Origin of the sequence: Veillonella parvula, from assembly GCF_040094895.1 — a bacterium.
GTDB classification, from domain to species: Bacteria; Bacillota; Negativicutes; order Veillonellales; family Veillonellaceae; genus Veillonella; species Veillonella parvula_L.
Genome location: NZ_JBBNGV010000001.1, coordinates 231098 through 252876 on the forward strand (window position 1 = coordinate 231098; position 21779 = coordinate 252876).

The window sequence follows — 21779 nt, forward strand, 5'->3', positions numbered from 1 at the left end:
GAGGTTAGATAATAAGCATTGTATTAAAACATTAGTATATAAGTATAGGAATTAAACTGCTAAAATTAAGAATCCTACAATTTCCGGTAATAAGAAATTGTAGGATTCTGATAGCTAATTAATTTTATGCAATTCCGATCCAGTGCCAGTATGTGAGTGCAAATACGAGCATCATGATATAGCCGATGATGGTTAATGGAATGCCTGTAGTCATAAATGTTTTTACGTCGAATGTATCTGTTCCGTAAGCTACCATGCCTTGTGGTGAGTTTACTGGTAATACTAAACCGAAGCAGATTGCATATTGCATGAGCATTGTTACGCCAAGTGGATTAAGTCCTTCTGCGGAATGTCCCATAACGATGGATATTACGATAGGAATCATGGCAGACGAGAGAGCTGTAGCTGATGCAAATCCAAGATGGATTAAAATCAGAAAGGCAGCCATAATAGCAATCAAAAGGAACACACTTGCCGTTTCAAGGGAGAAGGCATTTACAAATACCTGTGCGAGCCAAGTAGCAGCTTTTGTTTTAAGTAATACGGAACCAAGTCCTATACCAGCTCCAAACATAACAATCGATCCCCAGTCGATATTTGGCTGTGCAAACTTCCAGTCCATAATACCAATTTTAGGGAAGAAGAATAAGGCAATTGCAATAATTGTAGTTGTTGTAGTATCGATAGAGTGTAGTTTACCCCCTGTGGCCCACAATGCTAATAAACCAATGGAGATGCATAATAGTTTCTTTTCATCAAATGTCATTGGACCGATTTCTTTACGCATTTTAGCGAGTTGTACATCACCGCCAACGAGCTCTTTAAACTCTGGTTTGATAAAAGCTTGCGTTACAAAGTAGGTAATAATAGCCATAATTATGGAGAACGGTGCAGCTGCTGTGAGCCAATCAATCCAGCTTACCGATGTGTCCATCTGTGTTTGCATAAATCCAACAGCCACGAGGTTTTGAGCGGCTGCTGTTTGAATCATAATATTCCAAAACGTATCTACTTGTACGGCACCTATCATGAGCAAGGCTGCTACACGGCTTTTACGTTCAATACCTAAGTTTTCGACGATACCGATAATAATTGGGGCCAAACAAGCGATACGAGCCGTTGCACTCGGCACAAAGAAGGCGAGAATAAGTCCTGTAATAATAACACCTAAATAGATGCGGCTAACCTTTGTGCCTACACTAGATAATACGAGCATAGCAATGCGACGATCGAGACCTGTTTTACGCATGGCTACGGAAATAAACATCGCTGCACCTACGAGAATCATCGCAGGGGAAGAATAACCTGAAATAATCAGCTTTAAGGCATTGGCCGTGCCCATAGCTTTCGCTGGCGCTTCTGGATTTGGAGAGAAGCCTAGTAATAAGGCAGTGAGTGCCGTAATCATAGTCGCACTTACCGGATAGGATACAGCCGATGTCATCCACAAGATGATAGCAAAGGCGAGGACACCAATCATGCGATGTCCACCAGTAGATAATGTCTCTGGTGTTGGTAATAATAAAATGCCAACTAACACAATAAAAGCAAGAATAAGACCTATATTTTGAACTGTTGTACGAGCCTTTTGAGGAGGCAAGCTAGTTGTTACACTCATAATAAAACCCCTTTCAGTTTGTGTAATACCTATTACTGTATAATACTTAGTTAGATAATGTTTAGTTAGATAATACTCAGTTTAAAAATATCTAGTTAGATAATACATAGCTAGATAATACTCACTTAAATAATACTCAGTTAGATAATATGTTGTTAGATAATACCTTGCTAGGTAGTATATATTATATATATTATATATATTATTGTATCGTATTTTTCTATAGAATTAAAAATCATATTATAGAAATATTGTATACATAAAGGGGGATAGGTGTCAGTAAGTATGCCTATATACAGAACTTATAATCTCTGTTATACTGTAAGAGTTGTAATAATAAATTGCTGAGAGCAACTTAAGATTGTTGTTGACTTTCATTATCTAATTTGTTATTATAATTAAGTAATTTATGAAGCAGAGGCCATCCGCCACTCACCTAATACCAAGAAGTATGAGGTTAATATAGAGAATTCTATTCGGATGGTGTTTGCCGTCCGTTTTTTTTTATTCTCTTGGAGGTGAACGCTATTAGCAAGGATACACCACGCATTAATGAAGAGATTCGTGCTCGTGAACTTCGTGTCGTAGGTCCTGAAAACGAACAAATCGGTATTATGTCTGGCCGTGAGGCTTTGGCATTGGCTGAAGAACAGCATCTTGATCTTGTGGAAATTGCACCTAACGCTAAACCACCAGTAGCTCGCATTATGAACTACGGTAAATATCGTTATGAACAACAAAAACGCGAGAAAGAAGCGAAGAAAAAACAAAAAATCGTAACTTTGAAAGAAGTCAAATTACGTCCACATATTGAAGACCATGACTTTTACGTAAAAATGAAAAATGCATCCAAATTCTTGGCTGAAGGTAACAAAGTAAAAGTAACCATTATGTTCCGCGGTCGTGAGCTTTCACACCCTGAACTCGGCATGGCGGTATTGACACGTTTTGCTGATGAACTCAAAGAAACGGCGTCTATTGAAAAAGCAGCTAAGTTAGAAGGTCGTAACATGACCATGATTTTAGTAAGTAAATAAGGTATTGGGAGGATTATATTATGCCAAAAATTAAAACTCGTCGCGCAGCGGCTAAACGTTTCGCAGTAACTGGTACTGGTGAATTCAAGCGTGCGAAAGCTTTCAAAAGCCACATTCTTGAGAAGAAATCTCCAGCTCGTAAACGTAATTTACGTAAAGCTACATTGGTTGCAAAAGCTGACCACAAACGCGTAGCTAAATGCTTACCATACGCTTAATCGTTAACTATTAGATCGATACATCGTAATTTAGGAGGAATATACAATGGCAAGAGTGAAAAAGGGCGTTACAGCTCATGCACGTCATAAAAAGATTTTAAAATTAGCTAAAGGTTACCGTGGTACACGTTCCCGTTTGTTCAAAAAAGCTAACGAAACAGTAATGAAAGCGTTGTACTACGCTCGTCGTGACCGTCGTGCGAAAAAACGCGAATTCCGTCAATTGTGGATCGCTCGTATCAACGCAGCGGCTCGCATCAACGGTACAACTTACAGTCGTTTCATCGCTGGTTTAGCTAAAGCAGGCGTTGAAGTTAACCGTAAAATGTTGGCTGACTTGGCAGTTAACGATGCAGCAGCATTCGCTAAACTTGTTGAAGTAGCTAAAAACGCTTAATAGCATAACCATATATATATTGAGGACTCTCTTTGGAGGGTCCTTTTTTATGTGGTGAAAGTAATAGATTATCAATACTTTTATAATATGATATTCTATACATATAATGTGTGTGATAATATTAAAAGAGAGGATTTAAATTAATGAAAAAGTTATTTTCTATGTTATTGTTAGTATGTATAGTAATACCATTACAAATTCAAGCTATATCGATGGAAGCTATTAAAAATGATAAGAATAATATTCCTATTCTTACAGGGAAAAATGCCATTACGTATTTTGTAGACAAGAGTTCTATTAAAAGAATAGAAGAGAACCAGTTTATTTATAAAGCACAGGCAGTTGTATATGAGGTTGAAAATAATAATAGTCGTAGAACTAACTCATATATTCACAAGGTTTTAGTTACTTATCGTTATAATATAAACCATTCTGTAGCCAGCGTATTACGTACTCCACAGTATGCACAAGACTATTCACTCCTCATATATGCTAAACAAGCTAGCTCTGGTATGAAATTAACGATAAATAGTGTGGAAGATTTTAATTATGAAGGTGTGGCTTTGGGGAATTTCGGTAATATTCCACAACAATATGTTGATGTAGCTTTGCGTGATCCTAAATATGTTGTAGGTAACTATATCTTTAAAGAAGCTTATGGTACAGCTTTTGAAAATATGGCTCTTCATAAGAAATAAGATAAATGAGTTTATGGAAGTAGCTAAAAACGCTTAATAGCATAATAATACAGATTAAGGACTCTCTTTGGAGGGTCCTTTTTTGTATGGTGAAAGTATGATATAGCTACATTTATATTTTAGTGTAAAATACTAAATCGTTTTAGCTGTTTTATAAAGTGAAATAAACTATCAAAAAAGTAAAATATAAAAGAGGAGTTTTATTATAGCTTGTAGAACTAACATAGTAATAAACCTATTTAAGGTGCTTGTAAAAGGAGACATTATTATGGGAATCTTTAAAAAGCTATGTATGACCTCTATGTTAGGTGTTATGTTAACTGTACCAACGTATGCAACTGTTGTTACAGGCAGTCAATCAGATGTAAATTTAGATTTAAAGTATCCTTTAGTTTATACAGATCATGCTTATGCTCAAAGAGTTATTAATACAGATATTGCAAATTATGTACTCGAAGCAAAGGATATGTATTACAACCAACATATTTATCAAGTTTCTCAAAACTATAAGGTTACCTATGAGGATAGTCAAGTTGTTTCAATCCTACTAACTACCTATTATTACTACGCCGGAGCTGCTCATGGTATGTATAATACAAGAGGTCTTGTATATAATAAAGTAACAGGTCAACGCATTCCATTATATAACTATATAAAAATTGCGAATGCAGCACAATTGGATAACGGCTTACGATCCCATGTATTAAGTTATTATACAGGTAATCATACAAAGAGCTATATTCCAAGTGGATGGAGTGTAAAATATGTAACCGATAACTATTGCTTACGTGGTAAGGGGAACATTGATCTAGTTTACCAACCATATGAACTAGGACCGTACGCAGCTGGTAATACCTATATTGGTTTTACACCAAAAGCCATTGAATACTTTAACAGAATGAACTCCTGATAAAAGTATGTTGCTATATTGATCCTAACTGTATTTTGATGAATTAAATAGTATTCTTGTAATATACGACAAAAGCCTATAGTACATTTTTAGTACTATAGGCCTTTATCGTATTTACCATATTATCTTCTAAATCCGCCGCATCCTCTAGTATTAGAGTTTGGACCGCAATAATTTTGGTTGTTATTGGTGCCTGGTGCATAGTTAGTATTGTTCGTATTGTTATCGGAGTTGTATTGTGTGTTAGTGTTGCAATTGTACTGAGAGTTATTGCATACATAATCGTAAGCAAATCCAGTAGATACAACAGCGGTTACGGCTAAAGCAGTCATGATGAGTATACGTTTTGTAAATTTCATAGTAATTACCTCCTTGTTCCTATATTTATATTATACTACTATGAGTCAAATAAAATATGATATTCTATATATATAATATTGGGGAGACATTATGTGAAAGGATGAGAGTTTATGATGAAACGTGCGTTAATGGCTGCACTATGTTTTAGTTTTGTGACATTAGGTAGCCAAGCAATTGATATTAATATACCAGGTGCGGATCCTACAATATCGAAGGATGCATATCAGAATTATCGTAAGACTGGTAATGAAGTCCAAAAGACTGAAAATATTATAGCTAATCAGATACGAGATGAATATAACAATAATGGGTCTAAAAAATGGACACTAGATGAGTTGTTATACTTTACTAAGGAATTGTATCATTCCACAAAACAGTCTTCTTCTGTTTTTATTCTTAAGGATAATGGGGCAAATATTAAATTTACTGTACCAGAGAGTAGCCAATTTGGTAAAACTATAAAAGGGGACCCATTAACTACAGATGTTCAAAAAGGAAATTTCCGCTTAATTGAAGGAAATATACATTATACTATTCGTAAGAGTGGTGAAAGCCAAGCTAAGGAAAATTCGTTCTCGTATCCTACTGTTAGAAATGCTACATGGGAGATTGGGCAGACTAAAAGTGGAGCTTTAGAAGGGGCCATTAACTTTGGTGTAAAGTCCGATCCTTTGATGTCTTATCATATTAGTTATGATTTGATTAAGAAAAAGGAACTAGAACTATTAAAGACACATGATCAGGAGTATGTGTATAAAGAGCTAATGTCACCATTAGTTAATTATGTACTACCTTCAATTGAACCAGCAAAACAAATACTTTCAAAAACTAAACCCATAACTATTAATGGATTTACTTTTCAAACTTTAAAATCAAGTGATTTGGCCTATCATGGCCCTGATAATGATGCAATTTATATCTATGATGGTAAAAAATATCGTGAAGGTATTATGGTGAGAGAATTAAAACCGGAAGAGTTGGCTAATCGTCATCAAATTAATTATAAATTGATACGATTCTTCATTATGTATAAGCCATATTCTGATTTCAAGCCAATTCAATATGCAACGGTTTGGAATGATGCCACTCCTGCTATCTATATGGAAGTAGAACGATCTATATCTAGAATGTACATTCAATCACTATATGATGATAAATACTTATATACTCACTTTATAATGGCCGATTTAGATTATAAAACACCATCAAAAGACTTACGCGATATAGTTCAATATGTGGACAATGCAAATGACAAAGATAAATATGCTAAAAGCCAAGCTGGGATGGGAGCTATGCCTAAAGGTATATATGAAAAATCATTTGGAAAATAAGGGAAATAGTCAATCTCATATATAATCTTGACTTGATTCTAAATTTAATTTATGAAAATATATATGTAAGCTTTACCACATATAAACACTATTACTCTAGTAAAGTGTTTATATGTGGCATTTTTTGTAGTAGAATAAAATTAATTACTATGAATAAATCATGAAAAATTAGGAGATATTATGGGTGCCGAATTAAATCAAAAATTATTTAGTGCTGCTGATAGTTTACGCGGTAAGATGAGTGCTGATCAATATAAAGATTATCTTTTAGGGCTAATTTTTTATAAATATTTATCTGATAAATTATTAGAGTCTACAGTTGTAAAAGCTTATAAATCCCTTGATGAATATAATACAGTAGCAAAGCAAACAGAACTGTATAAATCTTATATTTTAAATGATAAAAGCAAAGCGTTTTTTATTGCGACTATGTCAGATACGTTAGGGTATCATATAGAACCACAATATCTTTTTAGTGAGCTTGCTAATTCTGTTAAGGATAACTCTTTTGAATTGGTTCATTTGAGAAATGCTTTTGTACGATTGGAAACGGCATACAAACAATTCGAAGGTCTATTTGATGATATTGATTTAGATTCAAAACAACTTGGTGTAGATGCAAATCAACGAAATATTACCATTAGTGAAGTTATTAAAAAACTAGATGAAGTTGATGTGTTAGGTCATGATGGTGATGTGATTGGTGATGCATATGAATATCTGATTGGTGAATTTGCTGCTGGCTCAGGTAAAAAAGCAGGTGAGTTTTACACCCCCCAACAAGTATCTAATATGATGGCTCAAATTGTAACAATTGGACAAGAGGATACACCATCGTTTACTGTATACGACCCTACAATGGGTTCTGGTTCATTGATGCTAAATGTACGTAAGTATTTAAATAATCCGGATCGTGTACAATACCATGGACAAGAACTTAACGTAACTACATATAATCTTGCACGCATGAATCTTATTCTTCATGAAGTAAATGCTGAAGATCAACGTCTACATAATGGGGATACACTAAATAAAGACTGGCCGACAGATGAGCCGTATATGTTTGATTCTGTAGTTATGAATCCTCCATACTCTGCAAAGTGGTCTGCAGATTCTACATTTATGGATGATGCACGTTTTAATCGTTATGGAAAGTTAGCACCTAAATCTAAAGCTGACTTTGCTTTTCTCTTACATGGCTTTTATCATTTAAAAACATCTGGTACCATGGCAATTGTTTTGCCACATGGTGTTTTATTTAGAGGGGCAGCAGAAGGTACAATTCGAAAAAAACTATTAGAAGATGGAAGTATTTATGCGGTGATTGGGATGCCTGCAAATCTATTTTTTGGAACATCCATACCGACTACTGTAATTATTCTTAAAAAGAATCGACCAGGACGAGATGTGTTATTCATTGATGCAAGTAATGATTTCACAAAATTCAAAAATCAGAATAAATTGGAACCAGAGCACATAAAACGTATTGTTGATACATATAAAAGTCGTGAAAGCATTGAAAAGTACTCTTATTTAGCACCATTTGAAGAAATTAAAGAAAATGATTTTAACCTAAATATTCCACGCTATGTTGATACATTCGAAGAAGAAGCTCCTATTGACATGGTTGTACTTGGCAAAGAGCTGAATGCTATTAAAGAAGAAGAAGCAAAATTAGAAAAAGAAATTTATGATATGCTTCTTCAGTTAGACTGTACTGATGAAGATAAAGATTGGTTAAATGGTGTACTTGAGGTATTTAATTATGGCAAATAAACCAAGAATACGATTTAGGGGATTTACTGAAGATTGGGAACAGCGTAAGCTAGATGATATTGCCAAAATAAAAACTGGTGGAGGAACTCCTAAAACAGCTAATCCTGAATATTGGAGTGGTAATATACCTTGGATACAGTCATCAGATTTAGTTGAAGGTGATATTGTGCATGTTAATATAAATAAATTTATTAACAATAATGCGTTAAAGAATTCAGCAGCTAAATTGATCTCTCGTGATTCAATTGCTTTAGTTACGAGAGTGGGTGTTGGTAAAGTTGCAGTAATAAATCAAGATTTTACTACTAGTCAAGATTTTTTGTCTTTGAGTGATTTTGATGGAAGTGATATTAAATTTCTTGCATATCAACTATATCGATTAATGCAAGAAAATGCCAAAGTACTTCAAGGAACATCAATAAAAGGGATTACAAAAACTGAATTAATTGAACAAAGTATATCGATACCTAGCTCGGGCCAAGAACAAAACCTGATTTCCGCTGTATTATCAAAAATAGATAGTATTATTACCCTTCATCAGTGTAAGCTTAAAAAACTCAATTTAGCTAAAAAATCATTGTTACAAAAATTATTTCCAAGAAATGGAAGTCAAATTCCAGGGGTTAGATTTAAAGGGTTTACTGATGCTTGGGAACAGCGTAAGTTGGGTGATGTAGCAATTATTACTGGGGGAGGAACTCCAAGCACTAATGTTCCTGAATATTGGAATGGAGATATTGATTGGTATTCTCCAGTAGAAATAGGTAAGAATCGCTATGTTAGTAAAAGTACTCGAAAAATAACAAAGTTGGGTCTAGAGAAAAGTTCTGCTAAATTACTTCCAATTGGAACTGTTTTATTCACATCAAGGGCAGGTATAGGTAATACAGCAATTTTACAAGCTGAAGGGTGTACAAATCAGGGGTTTCAATCGATTACTCCTGATTCAAAAGAATTAGATACGTATTTTTTATATACTATGACACCGAGATTAAAGCGTTATGGAGAAGTAACTGGTGCAGGATCAACCTTTGTTGAAGTTTCTGGTAAACAAATGGAAAAGATGAGTTTAGTACTCCCTTCATTAGAGGAACAAAAACAAATAGGCCGATTTTTTAGGACTATAGATGATTCTATTACCCTTCATCAGCGTAAGTTAGAAAGGTTACAAGAAGTAAAAAAAGGCTTGCTTCAAAAAATGTTTGTATAGAATTACAGGGATAACTATATGGGGAAATTAAATAATACAAAAGAAGCTCAGCTCGAACAAAATCTAATTGATTTACTTTGTGCACAACATGGACAATGGACTTTTCGGTCGGATTTAAAAACAGAAGAAGATTTATGGAACAATTTACGTAATATTATTGAGATTCGAAATAAAAGTGAACTTAATGATAATATGTTAACTGATAGTGAGTTTGAGCGAATTCGATCAGAAATATTGGCAAATACTAAAACGCCTTTTGAAGCCGCAAAATGGCTGCGTGGTGAAAAGGGAAAGTGTTCAGTTGTTCTGGAAAGAGATAATGGTTTAGGGCGTATAGAGTTAATTATTTATTCTAGTATTGAAAAAAATGGTGGTTTTTCTTCTTATGAAATAGTACATCAAATTGCAAAAAATAAATCTAACTTAGAAGAACGAAGTCGTCGATTTGATATTACTTTATTGATAGGTGGTCTGCCGATTATTCAAATAGAATTAAAAACAGCCATAGCAAAGGATGGGGTTAAGCAAGCCTATTATCAAATAGAAAAATATATTGATGAAGGGACATTTTCAAATACTATATTCCAAACGCTACAGCTATATGTTATGTCTAATGAACAAACGACTCGATATATGGCTGCTGCTCCAAAAGGTGAGTTACAAGAAAAATTTATGTTTGGTTGGCGAACTCGAGATAACACAAGGGTTGAGAATATTAATGAGTTTGTAAAGCAGGTATTAAATATTCCAAGAGCTCATGAATTAGTATCTGAATATATGATTCTTAGTGAAGAAGTAAGCAGTAAGATATTAATGGTCTTACACCCATACCAAATTCATGCTATAGAAGCAATTTTTGAGGCTGCAAGTAAACATCAATCTGGTTATATTTGGCATGCAACTGGTTCAGGTAAGACTATAACTAGTTTTGTATCTACAAAACTACTTGCCCAAAAGAGTGGGATAGATAGAACTATTATGCTGTTAGATAGAAAAGATTTAGATAATCAAACGACATCAGAGTTTACTAAATTTGCCTCTGCTTACTCAACAGGTGTAAATACTAACAAAAATACACTTATAGTCGGCACGGGGAATACCGAGGAGCTTTCAAATGCTCTTAAACAGGATTCAAGTTCTAATGTAGTAATTGTGACTACACGCCAAAAACTAAATAAGGCTGTTGAATACTTGCAAGAAAAAGAACCAGGAAGACTTGCTAACCTTCGAGGAAAACATATTGTATTTATTGTTGATGAATGTCATAGAGCTATTAGTGCTCAAAATATGGATGATATTAAAAAAGTATTTCCAAAATCGACATGGTTTGGATTTACAGGTACACCTATTTTTGAGGAGAATAAAAAGAGTTCTGATGGTCAATATGCCCGCACTACACATGATCAATATGGAGAAGTTTTACATCGATATACTATAAAAAATGCGCTTGAAGATGGATCTGTATTGGGATTTCAGGTAGAACATGAATCTACTATACATCAGGATGAACTGGCGAATGTAGTGTATCGAGCAATGCGTTCGGAAGAAAAAAATATCAATTATACCGATGAGGAGCTAGTGTCTACTATTGAATCTATGAAGGATATTGATAAAGAGCAATATTTACAGAGTACACATTATGAGTCAGATGACCATATTCAATCTGTAATTCGCAAAATTTTAAGCCCTAACAATGCATATAGTAAATTTGTATTCAAAGATGGTAAGCCAACAATGTCTGCTATTTTGACAACTAGTTCCATTGATATGGCGAAGCGTTATTATAAGGCAATTAAGAAATTTACAGCCGATAAGAACTGGTTAGAAACACAGTTTCCTAATAATCCTTTGCGCCAGGGTGCGGTTATGAATGATCCAGATTTTCCACGTGTGGCAATTACATACTCTTTAGAGGAAAATACAAAGGATTCAGCATTAAAAGAAACTGAAATGGCTGAGATTATTGATGAGTATAATCAGATGTTTGGGACCTCTTGGTCTATTGAAAGTATTAATCGTTATAATGGTGACATTAACAATAGGTTAGCGCGTAAAAAGGGTGAGTTTAAAGAATTTGGTAAACATTTAGATTTAGTTATTGTTGTAGATCGATTATTAACAGGATTTGATGCTCCTAGATGTCAAACCTTGTTTGTAGATCGGAACTTACAATATGCTGGACTCATACAAGCATTTTCTAGAACTAATCGAACATATAAAGGAAAAGATAAAGGTTTGATTACAACCTTTAGAAAACCTGCGACGATGAAGGAACATGTATATGCAGCAACGCGGTTGTATTCTCAAACGAATAATAATAGTAGTTTGATCTACCCAACATATGAAGAATCTAAAAAGAAGTTTAATGCTGCATATACAGCTTTAGTAAAATTAGAGGCTATAAATCCAAATAATCCTATTACTGAATATGCTCCCGTTTCAGATCGAATTAACTTTGTGAAGTGCTTCCAGGATTTAAATAAAGCTTATCGTGCTATTGCCTCATATGATGACTTTAACATAGAACTTGATAATGACAAACATGGTACCTTTTCTAAAAAGATTGCAATTATAGAAGACAATATTGGCTTATATAATACGATAAAAGCATCCTTAAAACCTGATGATAAGAATGAACCTGGTATTGAATTAATTGATTTCTTTGATTCTAGTACAGTACAGACATATACTGTTGATAAGAGCTATATAGATGCTTTATTAAGTGAATATGAGGCGAACAGTCAAGACACTCGTGCAAAAATTGAAGATGCTTTAACAAAGTTGAATAAGAGTGAATCAGTCCGTACTATTTATAAACATATTCTTGATGATATTGATACACAGGTGATAGATAAAGATAGTAATCTATTGAAAATAAAAAGAGAATATTTTACTAAAGCTTATGACTCTATTGTTGAATCCTTTGCATCAATATGGTGTGTTGATCCGGATGAACTTATGGTTTCTGTAAATCAATCTACACTAGGTGAAGATATATACAATAAAAATAGAATAGTAGGCAGTGCTAACTATCCTGTATATGTACAACAACACCCCGATTCTGATCCATTTTCATATCCTCAACACATGATAGAAGCATGGGAAGTATGTTTGTTTGATGAAGTTATACCGTTAAGAGATGAATTGAAGTAGCAACATAAAATCTTATAGTATATTTGTTAATAAAAGAATATCCGAAGTTTTGTCCGTATATGGTCAGAAACGTTTAGATTTGGTCGTATTAGACATTATATGGTGTTTAATACGGCTTTTTATTTTCTTGGGAACAGCGTAAGTTGGGGGAAACATTTGAATACCTACAAAATAATACTTTGTCTAGAGACTCATTAAATTATAAAAAACCCAATGTAAAGAATATTCATTATGGTGATATCCTTGTTAAATTTGATGAGATACTAGACGGATCTAGTAAAGATATACCTTATATTAATTCTGAGTTTGATTTATCTAAATTTAGTAAATCATTACTCCGAGATGGGGATATCATCTTTTCGGATACAGCTGAAGATGATACTGTTGGTAAAGCGATTGAGTTGCAGAATGTAAATGCGCCATTTATTCTTGGTGGTTTACATACAATCCCTTGTAGACCACTAATTCCATTTGGTAAAGGTTATTTAGGTAATTTTTTTAATTCAAATTCTTATAGGATGCAGCTTAGACCATTAGTTCAGGGCATAAAAGTTAGTTCGATATCTAAATCTGCCTTGAAAGATACAATGATTGAATATCCAAAAAATCTAGATGAACAAGAAAAAATTGGTAGTTTATTTTACCATATTGCTAAAATGATTACCCTTCATCAGCAAGAGCCATTTCTATGTGGGAACAGCGTAAATGGTGGGGTGGAATTATGTTGACAATAGAGGAAAAATCCGAACTATTTTATATTTATTACGAAAAGTGGATACGAATTTATAAAGAAGGGGCTATTCGTAATGTAACAATGCGAAAATATGAGATAACTCTATTATGGTTAAAAAAATTAGTTCCTGAACTTAAGCTTTCACAATTAAACAGAATATCGTATCAACAATTATTAAATGATTATGCAGAGTTTCATGAACGACAAACAACAATGGACTTTCATCATCAAATTAAAGCAGCTATATTGGATGCAGTAGATGAAGGATTTATTGATAGGGATCCGACGCGGAAGGCTATTATAAAAGGTCGGTCACCGAGAATAAAGAAAATCAAATATCTAAATCAGTTTGAATTACATACCTTGTTAGTTAACTTGAAGTTGACATCCGAGATTAACTGGGATTGGTTGATATTGATAATAGCAAAAACTGGGATGCGATTTTCAGAAGCTTTAGCATTAACACCAAAGGATTTTGATTTTTCACATCAATCATTGATTGTGGATAAAACGTGGGATTATAAAGGAAATGGTGGATTCCTGCCAACGAAGAATCGCTCATCAGTGAGAAAAATACAGCTTGATTGGCAAACAATCATAAAGTTCTCAGAACTAATTAAAGGCTTACCTGAAGATAAGCCTATATTTGTTAAAGGTCGTGTATTCAATTCGACAATAAATGGTGTATTAGAACGGTATTGTAAAAAGTTGGGAATACCAGTCATATCAATTCATGGATTACGACATACACATGCTTCACTATTACTCTTTGCAGGAGTGTCGATTGCAAGTGTCGCAAGAAGACTTGGGCATGCGAGTATGACGACAACACAAAAAACATATATACATATTATTCAAGAAATGGAAAATAGAGATATTGATCTAGTGATGCGGTCTATGGCTGGATTAGCATGAGAATTATTATATAGAAATGGCTTTTACTGATGAAGGGTAATATCTTTATTAATCAAAGAAAAAAGATTTGCTATTTTCTCTTGCTCTAATAGGAGTTGTGGAATCATATAATCAATATTACTAATAGTTGACCAATTCACATAAATTTGGGTATTACCTTGACTCGCTTTAACAATATATTTTCTTTGTTCTGGTGCATTTAACATATGGTATAAAAACATAGGAAGAAAATCCTTTGTATCAACCTCAATTCGTTCTGTTCGCTGATTATATACATATGTATTATCTTGATCGATTAATAGTACCCGGCCAATTATATTCCCTGAAGCGGTCTTATCATTTAAGATCATTGTTAAATCATATTTATTAAGAATCCTAGACTTAGTTTTGTCTGTCTTATTAACCCTTAATCCTTGATCATTATAAACTGATTCTTCTGAATAACTACCAATATTAATAACTTTATAAGTTCCTCCATCAACAAATTCTGATTCAATTGATGTTCCACCTGTCGCTATTCCAAAATCATTTAGCTTACGCTGTTCCCAAGTTTTATTAAATGAAAGGTTGTTTTATGAATAAAATAAATTATATTAATTTTGAAAATATAAAAAGTTTCGGATCTGGAAATGAATCTTTTAAATTAAAATTTCAAAACTGTGATGCTAATAGTTTTAATATTATTGTAGCGCCAAATGGTAGTGGAAAAAGTAGTCTTGCGACTGCATTACAGGGAGTTGCACATGGAACAATAAAATTGGATAGTCAAGATTTATATAAATCAGATTTTGAACCTAGAGTAACTATAAAATTAGATGGAATATACAATGGTATATATATTTCAGATAAAAGCAAATCTGAAATAAGTAAGCATATGGACATTTTTGTAATTAATAGCTCTTTAAATGCTAGAAAAGTAAATCACTATGCTTCGGGAAGTGTATTTAGTACTGCAGATTTAGCAATAGATGGAATTAAATTATATGAAAATATTCCTGAAAAGTGTGTACTTAATTATAAGTATCAAATTATATGTAAATTATATCGTTTAAAAAGAAATTATTTAATAAATTTAAGTAATATATTTTTGGATTATAATTTTTTGGAGAGTATTTATAATAATAAAAATATAATAAAAAAATGTTTTGATCAAAAGAAGATAAAAAATGCTTTTAATGTATATTTAGATGGTATTAGAACCTCTAACATAAATAATGATTCTTTTAATCGGGCCAAAACCTTTATAATGAATAACGTTAATGTTATTCAAGTTATAAATATTATAAAAGCGTTTATAAAAACAGATGATATTGATGTAATAATTACAACATTAATTCAAGTTATTAATTTTTGTGGAGAGCAATTATTAATTGATGGCAAAATTATAGATAAATCGTTTAAATATTCAAAGTATAAATATGACAAAAAACGTATCGATGAACACATTAATATTTTCAATACGACAGGAAGAACGATTGTATCTAAGGTTAAAAATAATTCATTAATTATAGATTTTTTTAGTCCCAAAATGATGTCGAATGGTGAACGTGATATTTTATGTTTTATTGGAAATTTGATAAAATTTGAAATTAACTTTAAGAAAAATATTGGCTTATTAGTAATTGATGAAATCTTTGATTATTTAGATGGTGGGAATCTTTTGGCAGTTCAATACTACCTTAGTAACTTTATAAAAAGCTGTAAAAAGAATAATAAGCTATTATTTCCACTGATTTTAACTCATCTTGACCCTGAGGTTTTTAAAACATATGTCTTCAAAAAACAAAAGATACATTATTATATAAGTCATTCTCGAGCTTTTGATTTTAATAGTGAGCTTATTAAAGTGATTAAATTACGCTCATCACTACAAGACTCTGACAAAAAGAAGGTAATTGAGAAATTCTGTTTACATTACTGTAATAAAGAGTGTAATTTGTCTGATTATGAAATATCGTTGGGAGATATTACTAACAACTTTGAGTTATATAAGGAGTTATTTCAGGAGGTAACTGATAAATATTTAGTTTCTGATTCGAATACTTTTGATCCTATAAAAGTGGCTTTAGCAATAAGAATTAAAATTGAAAAGATGATTTATAATGAAGTCTCGCCCAATCTAAGAGATAAGTTAATTGAAGAGCATACAACGAAAGGGAAAATTGAATTTGCAGATTCTTATAATCTCGAAGTCCCCGAAATTTATTACATATTAAGCCCTGTGTATAATGATATTTTGCATTTATCAAATAATAATGATGTTGTTAAGCAAAAAATGGTTTCATGTTATTTATATTTGAATAATAGATTAATTCGTCAAATGGTTAAGTTAGTTTTTCAAGAGACATAATCATATTTGACTAATTATATTAAGATATAGTTAAAGGCTCTACCTATTAATGATATTTAATAATTGAATCTTAAACTATTTAAAGGCCTTCGATGAGTACCTTATAAATAGAAACCTTAATACAATAAATTGATATTCGATAATATAAGGTTATCTTGGCTAAAAATTTTCATTAAATTCCTTCATTCTACCTGTATAATGTTTTCATTAGTCTAAAGAGAGGGTAGGTATAGATGAAAGATACTGCAAAGCAAATTATAAAGTATTGGTATTCACTTGAATGTTTGCAACCGAAAGAGGTTCCTAAGTATAAAGCAATTTCTAAGAAGTATGTTAATGAGCTTGTATTTACTACTGAGAATGATACAACTACTATTTATCAACAGTCTGTAATAAAATCTTATTGGAAAAGAACTAATTCACGTGTTTCTACGTATGTAGTACCCTTACCAAATGATCCTTATAATTACTCTATTATTGATGAGATTAAATATTTTAAGGATGAAAAGGAATATGTTTTAGACGATGAACATGCTGTTCTGTTATGTGTAGTTAAAGGGACTGAAATATTAGAGACTTTCATTGATAAATTAGAAATTGAATATCCTGAAAAACCATATTTAGGAAATGTGTATAGTGCATCATTTATCGTTGATGCGGAGGGATACTATAAAGAGGGGAGTCTACAAATTGCTCCTTTTATTTGGGTGATTCATCAAATGATGTCTCAGCCTGATGTGGAGTTTAAAGATATTAAGCTAGATGGCTGGGATGAGGTTGTTAAAGAAATCGAGGATGGTTTTAATCTTCCTGAGGAAAAGGTATCCCTTGATAAGGCTGCACGTGTGATCAATGCGTATATACAAGAGCATATCTTGGATACTATGGGCGTTACAATGTTTCGTGCCGGTGATATCTATGGTTATTGCGGTTTTAAGGAAGAGGAGATTCAGCTTGTTAAAGCTGATACAATGCCTATTAATGATTTAAAGTCTAGTTTCTTCCTTGATGATTTACAGTTGGTGTTACAACATATTGATACATTAAAGGATGATGATAAGGTATTGTCTTATATCAATAGTCTTAATCAAGATATTGAGCATTATGATTTGTTGAAAGATACTGAACAGATGCGTAAATGGTATAATCCGAAGGTGTTACCATATGGTAGATGGCCGTCTGAGTTTAATTTGTCATTTATGCAGCAAATTGCTGTTAATATTGCTAAGGCGAGTCCTAAGGGTATCTTTTCTGTTAATGGACCTCCAGGTACAGGAAAAACAACATTATTAAAAGATATAATTGCTAGCAATATTGTTGAACGTGCTGCTAAGTTTTGTGAAGGTAATAATGTAAACGATATCTTTAAGAAAGTTATGGGTCGGGATGGGACATCTTTTTACTATGATATACCTAGTGATATTGCCGTATATGGCATGCTGGTGCTTTCATCAAATAACAAGGCTGTCGAAAATATTACATTAGAATTACCTAATATTTCCTCTATAAAAGAGGGAACGAATGGGTCTACATTGTTTAATCCAAGGTCCGCAGACCAACAGGTTGATTTATCTTGTTTTGCTAAGGATAAGAATTATGAATACGTTAAATCGAGAGAGGTATATTTTACCTTTTTAGCGGATCGTTTAGCGGAGAGTAATGAACAATGGGGCCTAATTTCTGCGAGACTTGGTAAGAAGTCTAATATAAACACATTTATGCCAGTATTAGATGTATTATCCTCAGATATGTCCTCTATTATGCGTATGCCTAGTGCTCAAGTTGCTTTTGAAAGTGCCAAGAAACAGTTTCAGGCTCAACATAATCTTGTAAAAGCATTGTTTACTTATGTAACAGCCTATGAAAAGAATATTTATTTGATTCAAGAATTAAAGGGTAAAATCGATAAATTAAAAGAGGAAGTTCTTGTAATCAATGAACAATTAAGTAAGTATGATGATTTAGATGATAATTTGTTGAAGTTGATAGAGCGTAAAAATAGTATTGAGTCTAAATTAATAGAGTTGAACCGCAAACGTTCTATTATTGATAAGATTTGGAGTGCTACTAACTGGTCTATTTTAAAAGCCATGAGTAATACTGCATTGTTATCAGTTATTGAAGAGGAGACTACAAATCTTAAAAAAGTTAAAGGTGAATTAGATGCATTACATCAGTTGGTCAATGAGCGTGAATCTATAATCAATACGAAAGATGGTCTATTATCTGATATTAAAGAACTTGATGGTGCTGTCCAAAATGCAGAACATACACAGCAAGATATTTTAGGTACATTAAAAATTAGTACTAAAGATCCTATACATTGTTTTGATGATATATCGTCAAAGTTAATGTCACCTGATGAGGACCGAGCAGAGGCCCATACAGCGTTCTTATATATGTGCAACTACTTAAATGAATGTAGAGAGCATTTGCTATATGATGCCTTACAATTACAAAAGGCTGTTGTTATTAGTGATGCCTTCAGAAAAAATATGCAATTACTTAGTCAGTATTGGGGCTCATTAAATGATAGGAAAAATTTACAGAAAAATTTTGACCTTGATGCCATATTCCCTGCATTACTTAATTCCTTGATGATTGCAGTACCAGTTATTTCCTCTACCTTTGCTTCTGTGGAGAGATTCTTGATTAATTGTAAATCTGAAAGTTCGTTAGGTACAATTATTATCGATGAAGCAGGACAAGCGTCACCTCATATGCTTGTAGGGGCATTATTCCGTTCGCAAAAGGCAATAGTAGTTGGTGATCCTAAACAGATTGAACCGGTACAAACTGTACAGGATTTGTTTGTCGAAAAAATTGGTGGCGAAGGTATTGGTAAATATCGGAGTAAAGAGTTATCTGTACAAAGTTTAGCTGATGCACAAAATCCATTTGCAGGCATTATCAAAAATCTTGATGGTTCCGAATCTTGGGGCGGTTGCCCGCTCGTTATTCATAGACGCTGTAAGAATCCTATGTTTACAGTAGCTAATGAGTTATCTTATGGTGGCTTTATGATTAATAAGACCATGGATCCTAAAGAGCCTATTGAGCCATGCAAAGAGAGCTGTTGGATAACATATGATACAAGTAATATTGAATCTACTACGAGTAAAGATCGATATATACAATTACAAGGTCAAATTGCTTTTGAATTGATTCAAAAGCTACGAGCAAGAAATGTGGAGTTTAAAGATATTTTTATCATTACACCATTTACTAGTGTTGCATATGGGTTTAAAAAGTATATGGAATCCCTTAGTGATGATATTGTGAATTGGACTAAAGAGGATAATAAGAAAGATTGGTTAGATGATAATATAGGGACTGTACATACCTTCCAAGGTAAAGAGGCTAAAGTCGTTATTTATATGTTAGGTTGTCAAAGCGATGACTCTGCTAATGGAGCTATTAAATGGGTTAACGCCAATAATGTTAATGTAGCCTTTACAAGAGCAAGGGAGTATATCTATGTTATTGGTGATGCTCCAAAATGGGCAGAACTCAATAAAAATCTTGCATTCGTGCAACGATACTTGCCTATATATACTTTAGAAGATTTCTAAGTTAATAAATTGTAACGACTATAGTAGATTGCTAGATTATAAGTCTTAGGTTACTATAGATGTTTCTATAAAGAATTTATATGTACAATAAAAGTCTATAAAACAAAACAAGGAAAGAAATCCTTAGTCCCCTTTCCTTGTTTAGGTATGATATAATTTATACCCAAGTGAGGCATAAATGGTTCTGTCGCCAGACTTCGCTTCTAGTATTTATAATTGAAAAAACGGTCTGACATCATGTCAGGCCGTTTCTTCATGTTTAAATGGAGTTATTAGTTGTGTAACTCTCGTTTTCCGTATATTTTTAGGACTATAGCAATAATTGTATTTAACACAAATAGAGCGGCAAAACATTCTAAAGCAGTAGTATAGCCATATCCTGCTTCGTGAAAGTATGATACGAGCATAGGGCCTGCGATGCCCGCTAATCCCCAAGCAGTTAGAATACGGCCATGAATAGTCGATAGTTGACGTATACCATAAAGGTCAGCTAGATATGCTGGCATACAGGAGAATCCGCCGCCATAGCATGTGATAATGAGAAGGATTAAAATTTGGAATGTTAGGGCGCTATTGGTTTGAGCGAGTAGATAGAATGCGATGATTTCTATCATAAAGAATAGTATGTAAGTTTGTGCTCGTCCAAGGTAATCGGAGATAGTAGACCATGCAATGCGACCCCCGCCATTGAAGATACCGATGATACCAACCAGTGATGCAGCTGCTGCAGGTGTCATACCAATGGCTTCCTGTGCCATAGGGGAAGCTAAGGATAGTAGGCCTATACCACAGGTAATATTAATAAAGAATACCCACCAAAGGGCCCCGAATTGCCAAGTTTTCATGGCATCATTGGCTAGTATGCCATGGGTATGAACGTACATGGCGGATTTATCTTTCGTAGTTCGAGTTGGGTGTTTTGGTTGAGGTGCTTTCAAATAGAGCGAAGAGGCGCTCATAATTATGAGATAGATTACACCGAGGATAATGAAAGTATCTACCAATCCAACCTGAGCTACAAGGTATTGCATAAGAGGCCCTGCAATGAGAGAAGCAAACCCAAAACCCATAATAGCTAAACCAGTAGCAAATCCTGGGCGATTTGGAAAGTATTTCACGAGTGTAGAAACTGGTGTTATATAACCAATGCCTAGTCCAATGCCACCGATGATGCCGTAGAAGAGATAGAGTAAGGTAAGATTGTGTATGCTAAGTGCATAGGCCGTACCCAATAATCCGGTTACCCAGAATAACATAGCGAGAAGTCCACTTTTCTTAGGGCCAATTTTTTCTGCAAAGGAGCCAAGAAAGCCCGCAGATAGTCCGAGCATTAAAATGGCTAACGAGAATGTCCATGTTGTTTGCGATAAAGTAAAACCCATATCTGCCATAATAGGACGTGTGAGTACACTCCATGCATATACGCTACCAATGGATATGTGCAAACCAATGGCTGCTAATGCAATAAACCAACGATTTCTCATAAGAAAACTCCTTTCAT

General features: G+C 33.4%; 16 protein-coding genes and 1 pseudogene. 13 read left to right on the top strand and 4 right to left on the bottom strand.

The features are described from left to right. Nucleotides 1–124: 124 nt before the first annotated feature. The gene (locus AAAT26_RS01050) at nt 125–1618 is read right to left on the bottom strand and encodes a DASS family sodium-coupled anion symporter (RefSeq protein ID WP_314932973.1); all 1494 of its coding nucleotides are present in this window, start codon (nt 1616–1618) and stop codon (nt 125–127) included. A gap of 518 nt (nt 1619–2136) precedes the next feature. On the opposite strand from AAAT26_RS01050, the gene infC reads away from it, so the two are divergent. From infC to AAAT26_RS01075, 5 genes are all read left to right on the top strand, one after another. Next, nucleotides 2137–2655 carry a translation initiation factor IF-3 gene (gene infC / locus AAAT26_RS01055; protein WP_008601314.1) on the top strand — a complete coding sequence of 173 codons (519 nt, stop codon included), beginning with the start codon at nt 2137–2139 and terminating at the stop codon, nt 2653–2655. Nucleotides 2656–2675: 20 nt separating this feature from the next. Further along, on the top strand, nt 2676–2873 hold the full coding sequence (gene rpmI, locus AAAT26_RS01060; RefSeq protein WP_004696338.1) for a 50S ribosomal protein L35: 198 nt from the start codon (nt 2676–2678) through the stop codon (nt 2871–2873). Nucleotides 2874–2919: 46 nt separating this feature from the next. Continuing rightward, complete coding sequence (rplT, locus tag AAAT26_RS01065; RefSeq protein WP_004696335.1) at nt 2920–3270, top strand: 50S ribosomal protein L20; 351 nt, start codon at nt 2920–2922, stop codon at nt 3268–3270. A 143-nt stretch (nt 3271–3413) separates the two neighbouring features. Further along, complete coding sequence (locus AAAT26_RS01070) at nt 3414–3968, top strand: hypothetical protein (RefSeq protein ID WP_316073566.1); 555 nt, start codon at nt 3414–3416, stop codon at nt 3966–3968. Between the two features lie 268 nt (nt 3969–4236). Beyond that, the gene (locus AAAT26_RS01075) at nt 4237–4878 is read left to right on the top strand and encodes a PdaC/SigV domain-containing protein (RefSeq protein WP_227037082.1); all 642 of its coding nucleotides are present in this window, start codon (nt 4237–4239) and stop codon (nt 4876–4878) included. A 122-nt stretch (nt 4879–5000) separates the two neighbouring features. Here the strand turns inward: AAAT26_RS01075 and AAAT26_RS01080 are convergent, their stop codons facing one another. Then, nucleotides 5001–5237: a hypothetical protein gene (locus tag AAAT26_RS01080; RefSeq protein ID WP_038125447.1), complete on the bottom strand. Its 237-nt coding sequence runs from the start codon at nt 5235–5237 to the stop codon at nt 5001–5003. A gap of 111 nt (nt 5238–5348) precedes the next feature. Here AAAT26_RS01080 and AAAT26_RS01085 point away from each other — a divergent pair, with 111 nt between their 5' ends. The 6 genes from AAAT26_RS01085 (at nt 5349) to AAAT26_RS01110 (ending at nt 14356) form a co-directional block, all read left to right on the top strand. Continuing rightward, nucleotides 5349–6569 carry a hypothetical protein gene (locus AAAT26_RS01085; protein ID WP_349208760.1) on the top strand — a complete coding sequence of 407 codons (1221 nt, stop codon included), beginning with the start codon at nt 5349–5351 and terminating at the stop codon, nt 6567–6569. A gap of 180 nt (nt 6570–6749) precedes the next feature. Beyond that, entirely contained in the window at nt 6750–8345 is a 1596-nt protein-coding gene (locus tag AAAT26_RS01090) for a type I restriction-modification system subunit M (RefSeq protein WP_288327577.1), read from the top strand. Continuing rightward, nucleotides 8335–9555 carry a restriction endonuclease subunit S gene (locus AAAT26_RS01095; RefSeq protein ID WP_349208761.1) on the top strand — a complete coding sequence of 407 codons (1221 nt, stop codon included), beginning with the start codon at nt 8335–8337 and terminating at the stop codon, nt 9553–9555. Before AAAT26_RS01090 ends, AAAT26_RS01095 begins: the two co-directional genes overlap by 11 nt. An 18-nt stretch (nt 9556–9573) precedes the next feature. After that, nucleotides 9574–12708, top strand: a complete 3135-nt coding sequence (locus AAAT26_RS01100; RefSeq protein WP_288327573.1) for a type I restriction endonuclease subunit R — start codon at nt 9574–9576, stop codon at nt 12706–12708. A gap of 143 nt (nt 12709–12851) precedes the next feature. Further along, nucleotides 12852–13436 carry a restriction endonuclease subunit S domain-containing protein gene (locus AAAT26_RS01105; RefSeq protein WP_316689376.1) on the top strand — a complete coding sequence of 195 codons (585 nt, stop codon included), beginning with the start codon at nt 12852–12854 and terminating at the stop codon, nt 13434–13436. Further along, nucleotides 13397–14356, top strand: coding sequence for a site-specific integrase (locus AAAT26_RS01110; protein WP_298606197.1), 960 nt, complete (start codon nt 13397–13399; stop codon nt 14354–14356). The genes AAAT26_RS01105 and AAAT26_RS01110 overlap by 40 nt, the downstream gene beginning before the upstream one ends. Nucleotides 14357–14379: 23 nt before the next feature. Here the strand turns inward: AAAT26_RS01110 and AAAT26_RS01115 are convergent. Continuing rightward, a pseudogene (locus AAAT26_RS01115) lies at nt 14380–14901 on the bottom strand (restriction endonuclease subunit S); the annotation flags it as partial. A gap of 29 nt (nt 14902–14930) precedes the next feature. Here AAAT26_RS01115 and AAAT26_RS01120 point away from each other — a divergent pair. Next, nucleotides 14931–16706: a hypothetical protein gene (locus AAAT26_RS01120; protein WP_316689377.1), complete on the top strand. Its 1776-nt coding sequence runs from the start codon at nt 14931–14933 to the stop codon at nt 16704–16706. Between the two features lie 233 nt (nt 16707–16939). After that, entirely contained in the window at nt 16940–20278 is a 3339-nt protein-coding gene (locus AAAT26_RS01125; protein ID WP_349208762.1) for an AAA domain-containing protein, read from the top strand. Nucleotides 20279–20550: 272 nt separating this feature from the next. Here AAAT26_RS01125 and AAAT26_RS01130 read toward each other — a convergent pair whose 3' ends face one another. After that, on the bottom strand, nt 20551–21762 hold the full coding sequence (locus tag AAAT26_RS01130) for an L-lactate MFS transporter (RefSeq protein ID WP_349208763.1): 1212 nt from the start codon (nt 21760–21762) through the stop codon (nt 20551–20553). Nucleotides 21763–21779 lie beyond the last annotated feature (17 nt).

Bases quoted from the DNA above. Each gene is read 5' to 3' on its own strand.
- AAAT26_RS01050 (WP_314932973.1), bottom strand. From the start codon at position 1,618: ATGAGTGTAACAACTAGCTTGCCTCCTCAAAAGGCTCGTACAACAGTT.
- AAAT26_RS01070 (WP_316073566.1), top strand. From the start codon at position 3,414: ATGAAAAAGTTATTTTCTATGTTATTGTTAGTATGTATAGTAATACCA.
- AAAT26_RS01085 (WP_349208760.1), top strand. From the start codon at position 5,349: ATGATGAAACGTGCGTTAATGGCTGCACTATGTTTTAGTTTTGTGACA.
- AAAT26_RS01095 (WP_349208761.1), top strand. From the start codon at position 8,335: ATGGCAAATAAACCAAGAATACGATTTAGGGGATTTACTGAAGATTGG.
- AAAT26_RS01080 (WP_038125447.1), bottom strand. From the start codon at position 5,237: ATGAAATTTACAAAACGTATACTCATCATGACTGCTTTAGCCGTAACC.
- AAAT26_RS01075 (WP_227037082.1), top strand. From the start codon at position 4,237: ATGGGAATCTTTAAAAAGCTATGTATGACCTCTATGTTAGGTGTTATG.
- AAAT26_RS01100 (WP_288327573.1), top strand. From the start codon at position 9,574: ATGGGGAAATTAAATAATACAAAAGAAGCTCAGCTCGAACAAAATCTA.
- AAAT26_RS01110 (WP_298606197.1), top strand. From the start codon at position 13,397: ATGTGGGAACAGCGTAAATGGTGGGGTGGAATTATGTTGACAATAGAG.
- AAAT26_RS01120 (WP_316689377.1), top strand. From the start codon at position 14,931: ATGAATAAAATAAATTATATTAATTTTGAAAATATAAAAAGTTTCGGA.
- AAAT26_RS01090 (WP_288327577.1), top strand. From the start codon at position 6,750: ATGGGTGCCGAATTAAATCAAAAATTATTTAGTGCTGCTGATAGTTTA.
- rplT (WP_004696335.1), top strand. From the start codon at position 2,920: ATGGCAAGAGTGAAAAAGGGCGTTACAGCTCATGCACGTCATAAAAAG.
- AAAT26_RS01130 (WP_349208763.1), bottom strand. From the start codon at position 21,762: ATGAGAAATCGTTGGTTTATTGCATTAGCAGCCATTGGTTTGCACATA.
- rpmI (WP_004696338.1), top strand. From the start codon at position 2,676: ATGCCAAAAATTAAAACTCGTCGCGCAGCGGCTAAACGTTTCGCAGTA.
- AAAT26_RS01125 (WP_349208762.1), top strand. From the start codon at position 16,940: ATGAAAGATACTGCAAAGCAAATTATAAAGTATTGGTATTCACTTGAA.